16 protein-coding genes are annotated in these 16,361 nt (G+C 70.4%); 8 read left to right on the top strand and 8 right to left on the bottom strand.

Annotated features, from left to right (window positions below; all coding sequences use genetic code 11):
* Window positions 1-4 precede the first annotated feature (4 nt).
* Genes AB0J87_RS16455 through AB0J87_RS16445 form a run of 3 tightly spaced genes read right to left on the bottom strand, consistent with a single transcriptional unit; the run spans window position 5 to window position 3,308 of the window.
* Window positions 5-1,282 (bottom strand): D-arabinono-1,4-lactone oxidase, encoded by a 1,278-nt coding sequence (locus AB0J87_RS16455; RefSeq protein ID WP_363965965.1) that lies wholly within the window; start codon window positions 1,280-1,282, stop codon window positions 5-7.
* Between the two features lie 43 nt (window positions 1,283-1,325).
* On the bottom strand, window positions 1,326-2,051 hold the full coding sequence (locus AB0J87_RS16450) for a polysaccharide deacetylase family protein (RefSeq protein WP_350722907.1): 726 nt from the start codon (window positions 2,049-2,051) through the stop codon (window positions 1,326-1,328).
* A gap of 54 nt (window positions 2,052-2,105) precedes the next feature.
* A complete protein-coding gene (locus tag AB0J87_RS16445; RefSeq protein WP_363965963.1) occupies window positions 2,106-3,308 on the bottom strand; it encodes an MFS transporter in 1,203 nt (400 codons plus the stop codon).
* A gap of 93 nt (window positions 3,309-3,401) precedes the next feature.
* Here AB0J87_RS16445 and AB0J87_RS16440 point away from each other — a divergent pair, with 93 nt between their 5' ends.
* On the top strand, window positions 3,402-4,571 hold the full coding sequence (locus AB0J87_RS16440) for a lytic murein transglycosylase (RefSeq protein ID WP_363965961.1): 1,170 nt from the start codon (window positions 3,402-3,404) through the stop codon (window positions 4,569-4,571).
* On the opposite strand, the gene AB0J87_RS16435 is transcribed toward AB0J87_RS16440, so the two are convergent.
* A complete protein-coding gene (locus AB0J87_RS16435; RefSeq protein WP_363965959.1) occupies window positions 4,562-5,512 on the bottom strand; it encodes a ferrochelatase in 951 nt (316 codons plus the stop codon). The two genes, AB0J87_RS16440 and AB0J87_RS16435, sit on opposite strands and share 10 nt — an antisense overlap.
* A 56-nt stretch (window positions 5,513-5,568) precedes the next feature.
* Between AB0J87_RS16435 and AB0J87_RS16430 the strand changes: the two genes are divergently transcribed.
* Both AB0J87_RS16430 and AB0J87_RS16425 read left to right on the top strand, forming a co-directional pair.
* Window positions 5,569-7,545, top strand: a complete 1,977-nt coding sequence (locus AB0J87_RS16430; protein WP_363965957.1) for a S9 family peptidase — start codon at window positions 5,569-5,571, stop codon at window positions 7,543-7,545.
* Window positions 7,545-8,333, top strand: a complete 789-nt coding sequence (locus tag AB0J87_RS16425) for an inositol monophosphatase family protein (protein WP_363965955.1) — start codon at window positions 7,545-7,547, stop codon at window positions 8,331-8,333. Before AB0J87_RS16430 ends, AB0J87_RS16425 begins: the two co-directional genes overlap by 1 nt.
* A 46-nt stretch (window positions 8,334-8,379) precedes the next feature.
* Here the strand turns inward: AB0J87_RS16425 and AB0J87_RS16420 are convergent, their stop codons facing one another.
* Window positions 8,380-8,544, bottom strand: a complete 165-nt coding sequence (locus AB0J87_RS16420) for a hypothetical protein (RefSeq protein WP_165959788.1) — start codon at window positions 8,542-8,544, stop codon at window positions 8,380-8,382.
* A gap of 235 nt (window positions 8,545-8,779) precedes the next feature.
* On the opposite strand from AB0J87_RS16420, the gene AB0J87_RS16415 reads away from it, so the two are divergent.
* From AB0J87_RS16415 to AB0J87_RS16400, 4 genes are all read left to right on the top strand, one after another.
* Entirely contained in the window at window positions 8,780-9,433 is a 654-nt protein-coding gene (locus AB0J87_RS16415; RefSeq protein ID WP_350722895.1) for a response regulator transcription factor, read from the top strand.
* 52 nt (window positions 9,434-9,485) lie between these two features.
* Window positions 9,486-10,790: a HAMP domain-containing sensor histidine kinase gene (locus tag AB0J87_RS16410; RefSeq protein WP_363966610.1), complete on the top strand. Its 1,305-nt coding sequence runs from the start codon at window positions 9,486-9,488 to the stop codon at window positions 10,788-10,790.
* A 320-nt stretch (window positions 10,791-11,110) separates the two neighbouring features.
* Entirely contained in the window at window positions 11,111-11,410 is a 300-nt protein-coding gene (locus AB0J87_RS16405; RefSeq protein WP_020542847.1) for a DUF4193 domain-containing protein, read from the top strand.
* 79 nt (window positions 11,411-11,489) lie between these two features.
* Entirely contained in the window at window positions 11,490-12,311 is an 822-nt protein-coding gene (locus tag AB0J87_RS16400) for a hypothetical protein (protein WP_350722893.1), read from the top strand.
* On the opposite strand, the gene AB0J87_RS16395 is transcribed toward AB0J87_RS16400, so the two are convergent.
* Genes AB0J87_RS16395 through paaI form a run of 3 tightly spaced genes read right to left on the bottom strand, consistent with a single transcriptional unit; the run spans window position 12,300 to window position 14,575 of the window.
* The gene (locus AB0J87_RS16395) at window positions 12,300-12,896 is read right to left on the bottom strand and encodes a TetR/AcrR family transcriptional regulator (protein WP_363965953.1); all 597 of its coding nucleotides are present in this window, start codon (window positions 12,894-12,896) and stop codon (window positions 12,300-12,302) included. The two genes, AB0J87_RS16400 and AB0J87_RS16395, sit on opposite strands and share 12 nt — an antisense overlap.
* A gap of 3 nt (window positions 12,897-12,899) precedes the next feature.
* Window positions 12,900-14,195, bottom strand: a complete 1,296-nt coding sequence (gene paaK / locus AB0J87_RS16390) for a phenylacetate--CoA ligase PaaK (RefSeq protein ID WP_363965951.1) — start codon at window positions 14,193-14,195, stop codon at window positions 12,900-12,902.
* A complete protein-coding gene (gene paaI / locus AB0J87_RS16385; RefSeq protein WP_350723237.1) occupies window positions 14,195-14,575 on the bottom strand; it encodes a hydroxyphenylacetyl-CoA thioesterase PaaI in 381 nt (126 codons plus the stop codon). Before paaI ends, paaK begins: the two co-directional genes overlap by 1 nt.
* Window positions 14,576-14,674: 99 nt before the next feature.
* Between paaI and paaN the strand changes: the two genes are divergently transcribed.
* A complete protein-coding gene (paaN, locus tag AB0J87_RS16380) occupies window positions 14,675-16,321 on the top strand; it encodes a phenylacetic acid degradation protein PaaN (protein WP_363965949.1) in 1,647 nt (548 codons plus the stop codon).
* Window positions 16,322-16,361 lie beyond the last annotated feature (40 nt).

The raw sequence follows: 16,361 nt of genomic DNA, 5'->3' as shown, positions 1-16,361 counted from the left end.
TGCGTTAGCCGAGCACTAGATCCAGGTACTCATTGCCGAATAGGCGCCCCGGGTCGAGCCGGTCGCGCAGGGCCGTGAAGTCCGCGAAGCGGGGATAGACCTTGGTCAGGTAGGAAGCGTCCCTGGTGTGCAGCTTGCCCCAGTGCGGCCGCCCGTCCAGCCGCGTCATGATCTCCTCCACACCCTCGAAGTACGCGGGGTTCGGCGTCGGCCGGTAGATGTGGCACGCGATGTACGCCGACGACCGCCCGTACGCGGTGGACAGCCACGCGTCGCCGGGCGGCGTGACCCGCACCTCCACCGGGAACGTGATCTTCCAGTCCATTCGGTCGATCAGGTCCCTGGTCTCGCGCAGCGCCTGGCCGAGGCGTTCGCGCGGCACCGCGTACTCCATCTCGAGGAAGCGCACGTCCCGCCGCGCCGTGAAGACCTTGTACGACGCGTCCACCGACTCCGAGTCGCCGAGCGCCGCCGCGCTGACGGCGTTGATCCGCGGGATCAGGTCGGGGAAGCGGCCCCCTAGCGCGCAGGCCGCGCCGAAGACGGTGTTCTCCAGGAAGACGTTGTCCAGCCAGTGCCGCAACGCGCCCGGCGGCCGGGCCGGGCCCGGGCTGCGATTGTTGGTCTTGACCAGGCAGGCGTCGGTGTGCGGCAGCCAGAAGAAGTCGAGGTGCTCGTTCGCCGAGGTCAGCTCGTCGAGCGAGCCGAGCACCTCGCTGAGGGACAGCCTGCGCCGCCGGTTGTGCAGCAGGAACGCGGGCTCCACCCGGAGCGTCACGGCCGTCAGCACCCCGAGCGCCCCCAGCCCGACCCTGGCCGCGTCGAACAGGTCCTCGCCCGGCCCGGCCGTCGTCACCGAGCCGTCGGCCAGCACCAGCTCCAGCTCGGCGACCTGGTCGGCGAGGCCGCCGCTGTCGCGGCCGGTGCCGTGCGTGCCGGTCTGGATCGCTCCCGCGACGGTCTGCTCGGTGATGTCGCCCATGTTGGCCAGGGCCAGGCCGCGCTCGTCGAGCAGCTCGTTCAGCACGCGGAGCGGGGTGCCGGCCAGCACGGTCACGCGGTCGTCGCCCCATGACCTGATCCCGGTGAGCGCGCCGGGGCGCAGCATGACGCCGTCGGTGAGGGCCACCCCCGTGAAGGAGTGGCCCGTGCCCACCATGCGGACCCGCCGCCCGGAGGCGGCGGCGTCCCGCACGGCGCGTACGACGTCCTCGACCGAGGCCGGCGTACGCACCTCGGCAGGGGTGCCCGACTGGTTACGCGCCCAATTCGCGAACGTCATGAGCACCCCTCCAGAGCATCGTTCGGTTAGACGCGAACGATACTCACTTCTCCCAGCCGGCGGGAACCGGGAAGATGTCGCCGGGCTGCAGGTTCTGCTGCTTGACGATGTCGGAGACCGTCACGAGGTGGTAGCCCTTCTTCTGGAGCGACTTGATGAGGGCCGGCATCGCGTCCACGGTCTGCTTCACCCAGTCGTGCATCAGGATGATGCCGTTGGGCTGCGCGACCTCCATGGTCTTCTTCTTGATGGCGTCGACGTTCTTGCTGGACCAGTCCTCGGAGCCGGCGGTCCACAGGATCATCGGCATGCCGAACTCCGTGGCGACGTCGGCGACCTGCAGGTCGGCCAGCCCGTACGGCGGACGCAGCAGCTTGGGCTCGACGCCCGAAGCCTTCTTGACCGCGTCCTGGGTCTTCTTGATCTCGTTCCTGATGGCGCCCGCGTCGGACTTGGTGAAGTCGGGGTGGCTGTAGCTGTGGTTGCCGACCTCGTGGCCCTCGGCCACCATGCGCTTGACGAACGCGGGGCGGCTCTTGACGTACTGGCCCTCGAGGAAGAACGTCGCCTTCGCGTCGTACTTCTTCAGTGTGTCGAGGAGCGTTCCCGCGTACTGGCCGGGCCCGTCGTCGAACGTCAGCGCGAGGCACTTGACCTGCTCGCAGTCGACCGGCGCGGCCTTCTTCGGCGCCTGTGCGAAGGCGGGCGCCGGGGCCAGGGTGACGCAGACAGCCGCGATAGCTAGAAGTGAACTGATTTGTCGGGACATAGGTAATGCTTCCAATGAGATGGGTGTTGCGAGGGATGTCCCGACCGTAGCGGATCAACTCTTGGCGGGTGAAGGAGCCCCGGGAAGTCTCAGCAAACCCGAACCTCCGATACCCACGGCCGCGGCCAGGATCGCCGCGCCCCAGGAGAAGGCGTACGCGTTGGACGCGCCGAACATCTCGGTGAGCCGCCCGCCGGCCCACGCCCCGACCGCCACGCCGAACCCGATCGACGTCGAGATCCACGCCATGCCCTCGGTGAGCAGGGACGGAGGCACCAGCCGCTCGGTGAGCGAGAAGCCCGTGATGAGCGTCGGCGAGATGGCGAATCCGGCCAGGAACAGGGCCGGCGCCATGATCCGCGCGTCACCGATGAACATGATCGGTATGAGCCCCACCACGAACAGCGCGAGCGTCCGCACGAACCGCCCGCGCAGCGAGATCTTCCAGTCCCGCGACCCGAACCACAGCCCCGACACCATCGACCCGCCCGCGAACGCCGCCAGCAGGAACCCGGAGGCGCCCTTCACGCCGTGCTCCTCGGCGAAGGCCACCGTGATCAGGTCGACCGAGCCGAAAACGGCGCCCAGCGCCAGGTAGACGCACGCCAGCAGGGCGATGCCGGGGATCAGGATGGGAGTGCCCGCCACCGACTTGACCGGCTGCACGGGCGGCTGGGTGCGCCGCTGGGCCGCCAGCGCGAAGGTGCCGAGGAGCATGCAGACCAGGGCCACGACCAGCCCCGCGTACGGGTTCACGGCGGTGGCCAGCACCGTGACCAGCGCGGGCCCGGTGACGAAGATGACCTCGTCCACCACCGACTCGAAGGCGAACGCGGTGTGCAGCCTGCCCGACCCGCCGTGGATGACCGACCAGCGGGCCCGCACCATCGAGCCCAGCGACAGCGAGGTGCCGCCCACGAGCAGGCCCGAGGCGTACAGCGTCCAGTCGGGCAGCCCGAACCCGGCGCACAGCATCAGGGCGACCAGCGCGAGCGCGTTGACGACGGCGAACGGCGGGATCACCCGGCCCTGCCCGAACCTGTCCACGAGGCGGCCCGACATGGGGGCGGCCACGGCGAAGGCCAGGTTGGTCATGGCGGCGACGCCGCCGGCGGTGGCGTACGACGAGGTGAGCGCGGAGACCAGCAGCACGACCCCGATGCCGAGCATGGACATCGGCATGCGGCCGATGAATCCCGCCAGGACGAACCCCTTGACGCCGGGCCCGTCGAACAATCCTCGGTAAGGCCCGACCACGCCGTTTCCCCCTTACTTGAGCCAAGTAACCATGGCGCACCGTATGTCCGTATGGCAAGTGATTTAGCGGCCGAGTGGGTTAACGTGTCCCGAGTGTCCGGTCTTCCCTCGTTCCGCGCGGTCATCCTCATGGTCGCCGCCGTGCTCGTGGTCACGGCCGCGGCCGGCGGAGTCGTCGTGATCCTGGGCGACGACCTGGTCAAAACCGCGAACGAGCCGGTGCGCAGGAAGCCCACGCAGCGGCCGCAGCAGCCCTCGCCGCGCCTCGACCAGCTCGTGCCCACGGCCGCGCCGGTCAAGGACTTCGGCCAGGGCGGCGCCGGGGTGACCGCGACGCCGCCGCGCGTGCTGGCCATCGCCGCGGGCACGGTCCCCAAGAGCACGAGGTTCGCGCTCAGCGGGCTGAAGTACGTGCAGAAGGTGGCCGTGGTGGACGCGGGCGCGGTCAAGGTTGCCGGCACCGGCCTGAACCTGCTGGCCGTCGATCCCGCCGACTTCCGCTCCTGGACGCCGCAGCCCGTCGCCGACCAGCCCGCCGTGTGGAGCGCGCTGGCCAGGGGCGAGCTGGTGGCCGACGCGGGCGCGATGCGCAAGTTCGGGATGATCCTGGGCGGCATGTACCAGGTGGACGGCGGTCCCCGGCTGCGCGTGGCGGCCTCGGCCACGCTCGGGCTCATGGGCGTGGACGGGCTGGTGAGCGCGGACCTGGGCAGGTCGCTGGGGTTCGCGCCGGGGGTCGCGGTGCTGCTGCACGGCAAGGCCGGCAAGATCAGCGAGGCGGGGGTGCGCAAGGTGCTCGGCAAGGGCTCGCAGGTCGTCATGCTGGACGCGGCGCACCGTACGCCGAAGCAGCAGAAGCCCCAGACGACGGTGAACGTGGGCCGCCCGGGCAGCTACCTGGACCTGTACAAGGCGGCGGCCACCCGCTGCCCGGGGCTGTCGTGGACGGTGCTGGCGGCGATCGGGCAGGTGGAGAGCAGCCACGGCCGCAACAACGGCCCGTCCAGCGCGGGCGCGCTCGGGCCCATGCAGTTCATGCCCGCCACCTGGAAGCACTACGGCGTGGACGGCGACGGGGACGGCAAGTCCGACATCTGGAGCCCGTACGACGCGGTGCCCGGCGCCGCCAACTACCTGTGTGCCAACGGCGCCGGCCAGGGCGGCGAGAAGCTACGCAAGGCGATCTGGTTCTACAACCACTCGTGGGACTACGTGAACAAGGTCATGGGGATCGCCCAGGCCTACGCCCGCACCTACGCCTGAGGGCGCCTGCGGGGAGCTGGGCAGCAGGTGAGCGCGCAGGGGACGGGCTCGGGCTCGTCCATCAGCTCGCGCACCATCTGGACGAAGCGCGGGTGCGTGCCGGCGGTCGCCGCCCGCTCCATGGGCAGCCCCAGCTCGGCGGCCACCTGCCTGGCCTCGGTGTCGAGGTCGTAGACGACCTCCATGTGGTCGGAGACGAACCCGATCGGCACCAGCACGACCGAACCGGCGTCCGTCTTGCGCAGGAAGTCGCAGACGTCCGGCTCCAGCCACGGCACCTGCGGCGGGCCGCTGCGCGACTGCCACACCAGGTCCCACGGCTGCGTGCGGCCGAGCGCCTGGCTGACCAGCTCGGCGCTCCTGCGGAGCTGCGCCTCGTACAGGCCGCCCGAGGGGCCCGCGGTCTCGGCCATGGAGACGGGGATGCTGTGGGCGGTGAACACCAGCCTGGCGTCGTCGCGGCCGAGCCGTTCGAGCGCGGCCCGCGTGTGGTCGGCCATCGCGGCCACGAACCCCGGGTGGTCGCCGAAGTGGCGCATCTTGACCAGCTCAGGGCCGTCCTCGACGGAGATCCTGGCGATGTCCTCGTAGTACTGGCGGCAGCTCGAGTAGCCCGCGAACGCCGAGGTCGCGAACACGGCCGCTTTCCTGATCCCGTCGGCCTTCATCTGGCGGACGGTGTCCTCGCCGAACGGGTGCCAGTTGCGGTTGCCCCAGTAGACGGGCACGCCGGCGATCGGGCGCAGCGCCTCGACCAGGTCGCGGTTCTGCCGGTTGATCGGGCTGACCCCGCCGAAGCCCTGGTAGTGCTCGGCCACCTCGAGCAGCCGCTCGCGCGGCACCCCCCTGCCGCGCACGACGTTCTCCAGGAACGGCAGCACGTCCTCGGGCCCCTCGGGCCCGCCGAACGACAGAACCAGCAACGCGTCGTAAGTTCCCACGTGACCACAGTATTGGGGTATGCGGGCGGTCTATGCTGCGAGGTAGGTTCGGTGGAGTGAGCGCATTCAATGACATACGCGACTACGTGGCCATCCCCCGGGTTCTCTCGCTGAAGCTCTCCCCCGACGGCTCCAGGTTGATCTCCACAGTCCAGTCACTCAACCCCGACGGCAAGTCTTACGGCACCGCGCTCTGGGCGATTCCGGTCGACGGCGAGCCCTACCGGCTGACCCGCTCGGCCAAGGGCGAGTCGGCCGCGGTCTTCACGGCCGCGGGCGACGTGCTGTTCACCTCCGCCCGCCCCGACCCCACCGTCAAGGACTCCTCCGACGAGGTGCCCGCGCTCTGGTTGCTGCCCCGCGCGGGCGGTGAGGCCCGCCAGGTGGTCACCCGCCCCGGCGGCATCGGCGCGGTGCGTACGGCCGCCGACGTCGTGGTGTTCTCCGCCGACGTGCTCGACGGCGAGGAGGCGGCCGACGAGGACAGGCGCAAGGCCCGCAAGGACGCCGGGATCAGCGCCATCCTGCACGAGGGTTACCCGATCCGCTTCTGGGACCACGACCTCGGCCCGGGCCGCACCAGGCTGTTCGCCGCCAGGCTCGGCGGCGACCGCCTGGAGGACGTGCGTGAGCTGACCCCCGACGCGGGGGAGGGGCTGCGGGACGCCTCGTTCGAGCTGAGCCCGGACGGCGCCACGGTGTTCACGACCTGGCGCACGTACCTGCCGAAGGGTGAGAGCCGTACCGACCTGGTGGCCATCGACGTGGCCTCGGGCGAGCGGCGCACGGTGCTCACCGAGGACGGCTTCGACTTCACGGGCCCGCTCGCGATCTCGCCCGACGGCTCCAGGGTGGCCTGCGCCCGCGACCGGTTCACCGGGCTGGAGGTCTCGGCGCGCAGCGAGCTGTGGATCGCCGACGTGGCCACCGGCGAGGGCCGCGCCTACGCGCCCGACCTGTTCCCCGCGGACATCGAGTGGGCGCCGGACTCCTCGGCCGTCTACATCGTGGCCGACCACCAGGGCCGCCGCCCGATCTTCCGCGTCCCGCTGGACGGGGAGAGCACCAGGCTCACCCTGGACGACGCCGCGTACACCGGGCTCAATGTCTCCTTCGACGGCGGCTCCGTCTACGCGCTGCGCAGCGGCATCGCCCTCGCCCCCGGCCCGGCCAGGATCGACGTGGCCGGCGGCGAGATCGTCGACCTGCCCTCGCCCGGGCCGCGCCCCGAGGCGCCGGGCACGCTGACCGAGATCTCCGCCACCGCCGACGACGGCGCCACGATCCGCGGCTGGCTCGCGCTGCCCGAAGGCGCCTCGGCCGACGAGCCGGCGCCGTTCGTGCTGTGGATCCACGGCGGCCCGGTCGCCTCGTGGAACGACTGGCAGTGGCGCTGGCAGGTGTGGCTCATGACCCAGCGCGGGTACGCCGTGCTCATGCCGGACCCGTGCCTGTCCACCGGCTACGGGCAGGAGATGATCGACCGCGGCTGGGGCAACTGGGGCCCGCGCACCCAGGCCGACCTCGACGCGATCGTCGACGTGGCCCTGGCCAGGGACGACATCGACAGCGAGCGCATCGGCGCGATGGGCGGCTCGTACGGCGGCTACATGGCCAACTGGCTCGCCGGCCACAGCGACCGCTACAGGGCCATCGTCACCCACGCGTCGCTGTGGAACCTCGACCAGTTCGCCGGCACCACCGACGCCTCCATGTACTGGCAGCGCGAGTTCGGCGAGCCCGGCTCCGAGCGGTACCAGCTCCTGTCGCCGCACAACTCCCTCGGCAAGATCACCACGCCGCTTCTCGTCATCCACGGCGACAAGGACTACCGCGTGCCGATCGGCGAGGGCCTGCGGCTCTGGTGGGACCTGCGGCGCAGCGAGGTCGAGTCGAAGTTCCTGTACTTCCCCGACGAGAACCACTGGATCCTCAAGCCGGGCAACATCGTCGCCTGGTACGAGACCGTCTTCGCCTTCCTCGCCCAGCACGTGCTCGGCGAGGAGTGGAAGCGTCCGGACTCGGTGGCCTGATGACGGATTTCCTGAGACTGGCCGAGGACATCGCGCGCGAGGCGGGCGACATGCTGCTCGCCAAGCGGCCCACGATGTCCGAGGAGATCGAGACCAAGTCCAGCCCCACCGACGTGGTCACCGCGCTGGACAAGGCGTCGGAGGAGCTCATCCGCGAGCGCATCCTGGCCGCCAGGCCCGGCGACAGGATCCTCGGTGAGGAGGGCGGGGAGAAGCCCGGCGATTCGGACGTGCGCTGGGTCGTCGACCCGATCGACGGCACCGTCAACTTCCTGTACGGCCTGCCGGAGTGGGCGGTGTCGATCGCCGTCGAGGTGAACGGACAGGTCGTGGCCGGGGTCGTCAACCTGCCGGCGCGCGGCGAGGTCTACACCGCGGCGGTCGGCGAGGGCGCCTGGCTCGGCGCCGAGCGGCTGCGCTGCAACACGGGCGTGCCGCTCGCGCAGGCGCTGGTGGCGACCGGGTTCGGCTACGCGGTGAGCAGGCGCGCGGTCCAAGGCCAGGTGGTCGCGGAGGTGCTGCCCCGGGTGCGGGACATCAGGCGCGGCGGCTCGTGCGCGATCGACCTGTGCTCGCTCGCGGCGGGCCGCGTGGACGCCTACTACGAGCGCGGCATCAACCCGTGGGACTACGGCGCGGCCGGCCTGGTGGCGACCGAGTCGGGAGCCAGGCTCGAAGGCCTGCACGGCAGGCCGGTGAGCCCGGAGTTCGCGCTCTGCGCGGCGCCGGGGCTCTTCGAGGAACTGCACGACCTGCTGGCGGCGCAGAACCCGGAACGGGACGCCTGAACGCGAACGGCCGGAGCCCCCGCGGGCTCCGGCCGTTCGCGCTTGGTCAGCGGGGCAACGGGATGCCGTGATCGTCGGCCAGCCTGCGCAGGTCCTCGATCTCGGCGGTGAGCGTGTCAGCGAGATATTCGTCGCCGACGCTACGGGCCTCCCGAAGGCCCTTATAAGCCTGGTCGAGGCGGTGTTCGATCGTAGTCGTGAACTCGCCCATCTCACCTACTCTCTGGGGTCCGATCCATGCTCTTGGGCGAAGTACGCCCATTGCCGGGTGATGTCCGGGCGATGGGTGTCCCGCAGGCATACCCCGGCCCGTCGCACCCCGAAACATGAATTTTGTGCTCCTCTCCCTGACCGGGGGGTCACCCACCTCTGAACATGCCTTACCGTGCGCTTATCGAGGCTGTGGACAGAATGAGTGACCAGAATCGGAGAGAGGTGCATCAGGCGTGCGGGTGCTGGTGGTTGAGGATGAGCGGGTGCTCGCCGACGCGATCGCGACCGGGCTGCGGCGCGAGGCCATGGCGGTCGACGTCGCCTACGACGGGGGCGGCGCCCTCGAGCGGACCTCCTACATCGACTACGACGTGATCGTGCTGGACCGCGACCTGCCGGTCGTCCACGGCGACGAGGTGTGCCGTCGCCTGGTGGAGCAGCGGAGCGCCTCGCGGATCCTGATGCTGACCGCGTCGGGCGACGTGGACGACAAGGTGGAGGGTCTCGGTCTGGGGGCCGACGACTACCTGGCCAAGCCGTTCGTGTTCATCGAGCTGGTCGCCAGGGTGCGCGCGCTCGGCCGCCGCTCCGCGCCCGCCCTGCCGCCCGTCCTGGAGCGCGGCGGCATCCGGCTCGACCCGGGCAAGCGGCTGGTGGAGCGCGACGGCAAGGAGGTCGTGCTGACCAAGAAGGAGTTCGCGGTGCTCGAGGAGCTGATGCGGGCCGAGGGCGCCGTGGTCAGCCAGGAGGACCTGCTGGACAAGGCATGGGACGAGAACATCGATCCCTTCACGAACGTGGTCCGCGTGACCATGATGACGCTGCGGAAGAAGCTGGGCGAGCCTCAGGTGATCGAGACTGTGCCCGGGGTTGGGTACAAACTGTGAGAAAACGGCGATCCATTGAACGCCGCACGGCCGTCGCGGGGGAGGCCCCGTGATGGAGAGGTCGGAGGAGCTCCAGGCGGGGCCGACGCATCCGATGATCAGCCCGCATTCGGCGAGGAAGGCGACGCGCGTGCAGCAGGCGCCACCACCCAGCGGGCCGCCCGCCTGGGACGGCCCGCCGCCGCCCGCGGAGCAGACCCAGCGCACGCCGCTGGAGCGGATGAGGGAGCTGCCCGCCAAGGTCAGCATCCGGTGGCGGCTGACGCTCACGTACGGCGCGCTCGTCTTCGTGGCGGCCGCCGTGCTGCTGGGGTCGGTCTACATGATCGTCGGATCGGCGATCACCTGGGCCTGGCCGACCATCGATCTGGGACTGCCTCCCAGCGCGGACGAGCAGCTCCAGAACGCCTGGCACAACATGCAGGCGCTGGCGATCCAGCGTGCGCGGGACGCGCTGTTCGGCAACTCCCTGCTCGCGCTGATGGGCGTCGGCATCCTGGCGCTGATCATCGGCTACTTCGTGGCCGACCGGGCGCTGCGGCCGGTGGCCCAGATGACGGCGACGGCGCGCAAGCTGTCCGAGAGCACCCTGGCCCACCAGCGCATCGACCTGCAGGGCCCCAACGACGAGCTGAAGGAGCTGGCCGACACGTTCGACGCCATGCTCACCCGGCTCAACGTCGCCTTCGACACCCAGCGCAGATTCGTGGCCAACGCCTCCCACGAATTGCGAACTCCCCTCACGATTAACCGGACCGTCCTGGAGATCGCCCTGTCCGATCCCGAGGCGTCCGAGGATCTCAAAGCGCTCGGCCGTACCCTTCTCGAAGTCAACGCGCGTAACGAGAAGCTCATCGAGGGACTGCTGCTGCTGGCGAGGAGCGAGCGCGAACTCGCCGTACGCAAACCGGTCGATGTCCGGGAAGTCGCTCAGACGGCCGTGGAACAGGTGACGGCCTTCGCCGAGGAGCACGGGGTAACCGTGACGGCCGAACTGGTCAGCGCGCCTACCATAGGCGATCCGGTGCTCCTGGAGCGGTCGGTCAGCAACCTCCTGGAGAACGCGGTCAAGTACAACATTCCTGAAAACGGAAAAGTATGGATCCGGACGGGAATGGCGGACGGTGCCTTGGTTGTTCAGGTGGCCAACACAGGGCAGCATGTCCCGGCGTACGAGGTGAACAGCCTGTTCGAGCCCTTCAGGAGGCTCCACGCGGACCGCGTGGATTCGGCGAAGGGATCGGGGCTGGGGCTGTCCATCGTTCGTGCGGTGGTTCAGGCTCACGGTGGAAATGTGGCCGCGGTGCCACGTGATGGTGGAGGGCTCGTCGTGACCATTCGGCTCCCGAGACGCTGAGATCGTCTTGCTCCGGCTCGTTCGTCCGTGTGTTGGTGCCCGTGTTGAGGCGTGGGGGGCGTCTCATTCACGCCGCACATGTGGTTGGATGTGCCGTCGAACACGGTGGTGCATGGCGCCAAGGCTGTGGGTTTCGCCATATTTGGCTAACCATTGCCGACGGCAGCAGGCCCTGACGTGTTGGGAGGTTCGTCGTCCGTTCCCGCGGGGTACCCATGGGAAATCTCCCCGGCGGAACGGGCACAAGATGGGCTTCCTGGACGTTAGAAGACGCGCGATGAGCGCGAGGACATATAGATGAGGGGGATGGAGTAAGCACAATGGCTACCGACTACGACAGCCCACGCAAGACAGACGACGACCTGGGGGAGGACAGCCTCCAGGAGTTGCAGGCGCGGCGCACCGACAAGTCGTCTGGCAGCATCGACATCGACGAGACCGACCTGGCCGAGTCGCTCGAGCTGCCCGGTGCGGATCTGTCGAACGAAGAGCTCTCCCTGCGGGTGATCCCCCGTCAGGCCGACGAGTTCACCTGCTCGCGCTGCTTCCTGGTGCACCACCGTAGCCAGCTGGCCTCCGAGAAGAACGGCCAGCAGGTCTGCCGGGAGTGCGCCGCCTAATCGACTGGAGCGAAAAGCTCGGGGTAGGGAGACGAAGCCCGACCGTGAGTGATCGCGACCATGAGGACGGAGGCAACGCGTGGCCGTACCTGAGCAGGACAAGCAACCAGACAACGAGGTCGCCGGCCCCGAACGCGAGGTCGGCGAGCTCGTAGGCAAGCTCACCGCGCCCGGCGAGCTGGAGCCGGCCGAGCGGCGCAGGCTGCTCGGCCGACTAGCCCGCGCGCTGTCCGAGGGGGCCAAGAAGGCACGCGCCACGGGCGCGGGCCGGGGCCGCTGGCTGGCGGACGTCTTTCTCAACATCGCGCCGCGCATCCCGATCAGGGACCTGCACACCCTTTCCGAGCACCATCACGGCCTGACCGGCGAGCAACTCGCCGACGACCTGGTGCGTACCGCCCAGAAGGCCACGATGACGGTCGGCGCCATCGGCGGAGCGCTCGCGGCGGCAGAGTTCGCCGCACCGCCCCTTCTGCTCTCCGCCCCCGCGCAACTCGTCGCCGAGACCATCGTCGTCGCCGCCATCGAGGTCAAGCTCCTGGCCGAGTTGCACGAGGTCTACGGCGTACGCGTCGAGGGCTCGGGCACCCAGCGCGCGGTCGCGTTCACGGCCGCATGGGCCAGACAACGTGGCATCGACCCCCTCACGCCCACGTCCGTCTCGCTCGCGCTCGGCGCGGCCACCAAGACCGCCCTGCGCAACCGCCTCCTCCGGACGCTCGGCCGCCACCTGACCACGCTCGGCCCGTTCCTCACGGGAGCGATCGCCGGCGGCGCGCTCAACCGCATCGCCACCAAGAAACTCGGCGAGGCCGTACGCAACGACCTGCGCGTCAAGCTGCCCCGCGGCGCCGAGACCCCCGAGGTCGATCCTCCGCGGCGGGACGCGTTAGACCCGTAGGCCGGTGAAGGTCATCTTGAGCAGCGCGTCGGCCAGGTCGTCCGCCGAGGCCCCGCGCGCCGGTCGGTACCACTCGGTGATCGAGTTCACCGCGCCGAACAGCAGCCGCGTCACCAGCGCCGGGTCCACGTCCGGCCGGATGCTGCCCTCCGCCGCCGCCTCCTTGACCAGGTGGCTGATGAACCTGTCGAACTCCCGCCGCCGCTCCAGCGCGGCCTGCTCGGTGCTGCTGTTGCCGCGCACCCGCAGCAGCAGCGTCACGTACGGCAGCCGGTCCACGAGGATGCGCACGCTCTGCCGGACGGCCCACTCCAGGCGGTCGATCGCGGGCCCCGAGGCGGCGCGCTCGTCGGTCACCACCGCGAACAGCCCGTCGAGCGCCCGGTCCAGCGCCCGCGCCAGCAGTTGCTCCTTGCCCGGCACGTGGTAGTAGATGGCCGACTTGGTCACGCCGAGAGCCCTGGCCAGGTCCTCCATGCTCGTCCCGTCGTAGCCCCGCTCGTTGAAGACGCCGACGGCGGTGGACAGCACGGACTCCGGGTCGTGTCCGCGCTTGCGCTGGCGGGTGGGGGTCGGAGAGGCCATGTCTTAATTATCCCGCTTGTCGATGACTCGTTTGAGCTTGCCGACCGAGCGCTCCAGCGTCTCCGGATCCACCACCTCGACCTCCACGCTCACGCCCACGGTGTCCTTGACGGCCCGGCGCAGCGCCTCCCCGGCCTCCCCACGGCTCGCGAGGCCGGGGCGGGCCTCGACCCTGACCGTCATCACGTCGAGCCGCCCCGGGCGGGTCAGGTGGAGCTGGAAGTGCGGTGACAGGCCCTCCACGCGCAGCACCAGCTCCTCGATCTGGGTCGGGAACACGTTCACGCCGCGCAGGACGATCATGTCGTCGGTGCGGCCCGTCACCTTCTCCATGCGCCGGAACGCGGGCCTGGCGGTGCCCGGCAGCAGCCTGGTCAGGTCGCCGGTGCGGTAGCGGATGACCGGCATGGCCTCCTTGGTGAGGCTGGTGAAGACCAGCTCGCCCGCCTGCGCGGGCTCCCCGGTGAGGGGATCGACGGTCTCCGGGTAGAAGTGGTCCTCCCAGACGTGCAGGCCGTCCTTGGTCTCGACGCACTCGTTCGCGACGCCGGGGCCGATCACCTCCGACAGGCCGTAGATGTCCACGGCGTGCAGGTCGAAGCGGTCCTCGAGCTCCGCGCGCATGCGCTCGGTCCAGGGCTCGGCGCCGAAGATCCCGATCCGCGGGGAGGACGCGCGGGGGTCCAGGCCCTGCCGCTCGAACTCGTCCAGCAGGGCCAGCATGTACGACGGCGTGACCATGACGATGTCGGGCCGCAGATCGGTGATGAGCCGGACCTGCCGGGGCGTCATGCCGCCGGAGACCGGCACCACCGTGCAGCCCAGCCGCTCGGCCCCGTAGTGGGCGCCCAGCCCGCCGGTGAACAGGCCGTACCCGTAGGCCACGTGCACGATGTCGCCCGGCCGGCCGCCGGAGGCGCGGATCGAGCGGGCCACGACGTCCGCCCAGACGTCCAGGTCGTGCCTGGTGTAGCCGACCACGGTGGGCGTGCCCGTGGTGCCGCTGGAGGCGTGGATCCTGGCCACCTGCTCGCGCGGGACGGCGAACATGCCGAACGGGTAGGTGTCGCGCAGGTCCTGCTTGGTGGTGAAGGGGAACTTCGCCAGGTCGGCGAGCTCTTTGCAGTCGCTCGGATGCACGCCCGCCTGGTCGAATTTTTGCTGATAAATCGGGACATGTTGGTAGGCGTGGGTGAGCGTCCGCTGGAGCCGCTCCAGCTGGATCGACATGAGCTCGTCGCGGGACGCCCGCTCGATGGGATCGAGATCTTCCGGCGCGGGGGGATCGCCGAGTCTCATCAGCCCTCCACCTGTCTCAGTTCTCGGCTGCGGCCGCGGAACTCGGCGACCACCCGGCCGGCCGCTCCGCGCACCGTGATGTCGTAGATGCCGCTGCGGCCGTAGCGGGTGCGCTCGGCGGCCTCGGCCACCAGCACGTCGCCCGCGTGGGCCGGGGAGACGAACGTGATCTCCGCGCCCGCCGCCACCGTCACCGGCCCGTGGCTGTTGCAGGCGCACGCGAACGCGGTGTCGGCCAGCAGGAACACGTAGCCGCCGTGACACAGGTCGTGCCCGTTGATCATCTGGTCGGTCACGGTCATGCGGCACACCGCCCGGCCCTCGCCGAGCTCCGTCAGCTCGATGCCCAGGGCGGCGGAGGCGGTGTCGGCGTCCATCATGCGACGCGCGCTCTCCAACGCAGGTCTCCCTTGTCAACTGACCGAATGTTCGGTAAACACTTCACCGTCCGGACCATCCCTGTCAAGAGGATGAACACCATGTTCGAGCAGCACCGCGAGACTCTGGAGAAGGCGCTGTCGGCCATCGCCGAGCGGGGATACTGGAGCGCCTATCCCGAGTCGCCGAGCCCGCGCGTCTACGGTGAGGGGGCGGCCGAGCGGGGCAAGGAGGCGTTCGAGTCCTACCTCGGCAAGCCGTTCCCCCTCGACCAGCCGGGCACCGGGTCCTGGATCGGCGCCGAGCGCTCCCCGTACGGCATCGACCTCGGCGTCACCTACCCGGAGCCGCTCGTGGACGACCTGATCGCCGCGGCCCGGGCGGCGCTGCCCGCCTGGCGCGACGCCGGGCCCGAGGCCCGCGCGCTGGCCTGCGTCGAGATCGTCGACCGGATCAACCGGCGCAGCTTCGAGCTGGCCAATGCGGTGCAGCACACGACCGGGCAGGCGTTCGTGATGGCCTTCCAGGCGGGCGGGCCGCACGCGCAGGACCGCGCGCTCGAGGCCGTCGCCTACGGCTACGCGGCCATGACCTCCTCGGCCGCGAGCGCCCGCTGGGAGAAGCCGGCCAAGGGCGAGCCGCTGGTCATGGACAAGCGCTTCACGGTCGTGCCCAGGGGCGTCGCGCTGGTGATCGGCTGCAACACGTTCCCGACCTGGAACGCGTACCCGGGGCTGTTCGCCTCGCTCGTCACCGGCAACCCGGTGATCGTCAAGCCCCATCCGCGCGCGGTCCTGCCGCTCGCCATCACCGTGCGGATCGCCCGCGAGGTGCTGGCCGAGGCGGGCTTCGACCCCGGGCTGGTCTCGCTCGCGGTGGAGGAGGGGCAGGGGCTGGCCAGGACGCTCGCCACCCACCCCGACGTCCGCATCGTCGACTTCACCGGCTCCACGGAGTTCGGCGACTGGCTGGAGCAGAACGCGCGGCAGGCGCTCGTGCACACCGAGAAGGCGGGGGTCAACACGATCGTCGTCGACTCGACCGGCTCCTGGCGCGGCATGCTGGGCAACCTGGCGTTCTCGCTGTCGCTCTACAGCGGCCAGATGTGCACGGCGCCGCAGAACCTCCTCGTGCCGGCCGGCGGGATCGAGACGGACGAGGGGCACAAGAGCTTCGACGAGGTCTGCGCCGGGCTGGCGGGCGCCGTCGGCAGGCTGCTCGGGGACGACGCCCGCGCGGTGGAGCTGACCGGGGCCATCGTCAACCCCGACGTGCTGGCCCGGGTGGAGGCGGCGCCGTCGCTGGGCGAGGTGGTGCTGGAGTCGCGCGCGGTGAAACACCCGGGGTTCCCGGACGCGGTGGTGCGGACGCCGGTCATCGTGAAGGTCTCGCCGGACGACTCCGACGTCTACGGGCGGGAGCATTTCGGGCCGATCGCGTTCGTCATCCCGACGGGGTCGACGCAGGAGAGCCTGGAGGTGCTGCGCCGCACGATCAAGGCCCGCGGGGCGCTCACGGCCGCCGCCTACTCCACCTCCGACGAGGTGCTCGACCAGGCCGAACGGGCCGCCCTCGACGCGGGGGTGAACCTGTCGTGCAACCTGACGGGCGGCGTCTTCGTCAACCAGTCGGCGGCGTTCAGCGACTACCACGGCACGGGCGCCAACCCGGCCGCCACGGCCTCGCTCACGGACCCGGGCTACGTGGCGGGCCGCTTCCACATCGTCCAGACCAGGCGCCCGGCGTGACGTGGGACGGCGTTGGGAGAGGTGCCGTCGGAGGGGGAAG

The organism is Nonomuraea sp. NPDC049625, assembly GCF_040675285.1.
GTDB lineage: Bacteria > Actinomycetota > Actinomycetes > Streptosporangiales > Streptosporangiaceae > Nonomuraea > Nonomuraea angiospora_A.
This window is presented reverse-complemented; position numbering and strand designations above follow the sequence as displayed.

Bases quoted from the DNA above. Each gene is read 5' to 3' on its own strand.
- AB0J87_RS16455 (WP_363965965.1), bottom strand. From the start codon at position 1,282: ATGACGTTCGCGAATTGGGCGCGTAACCAGTCGGGCACCCCTGCCGAG.
- AB0J87_RS16450 (WP_350722907.1), bottom strand. From the start codon at position 2,051: ATGTCCCGACAAATCAGTTCACTTCTAGCTATCGCGGCTGTCTGCGTC.
- AB0J87_RS16425 (WP_363965955.1), top strand. From the start codon at position 7,545: ATGACGGATTTCCTGAGACTGGCCGAGGACATCGCGCGCGAGGCGGGC.
- AB0J87_RS16420 (WP_165959788.1), bottom strand. From the start codon at position 8,544: ATGGGCGAGTTCACGACTACGATCGAACACCGCCTCGACCAGGCTTAT.
- AB0J87_RS16410 (WP_363966610.1), top strand. From the start codon at position 9,486: ATGGAGAGGTCGGAGGAGCTCCAGGCGGGGCCGACGCATCCGATGATC.
- AB0J87_RS16405 (WP_020542847.1), top strand. From the start codon at position 11,111: ATGGCTACCGACTACGACAGCCCACGCAAGACAGACGACGACCTGGGG.
- AB0J87_RS16395 (WP_363965953.1), bottom strand. From the start codon at position 12,896: ATGGCCTCTCCGACCCCCACCCGCCAGCGCAAGCGCGGACACGACCCG.
- paaK (WP_363965951.1), bottom strand. From the start codon at position 14,195: ATGAGACTCGGCGATCCCCCCGCGCCGGAAGATCTCGATCCCATCGAG.
- paaI (WP_350723237.1), bottom strand. From the start codon at position 14,575: ATGATGGACGCCGACACCGCCTCCGCCGCCCTGGGCATCGAGCTGACG.
- paaN (WP_363965949.1), top strand. From the start codon at position 14,675: ATGTTCGAGCAGCACCGCGAGACTCTGGAGAAGGCGCTGTCGGCCATC.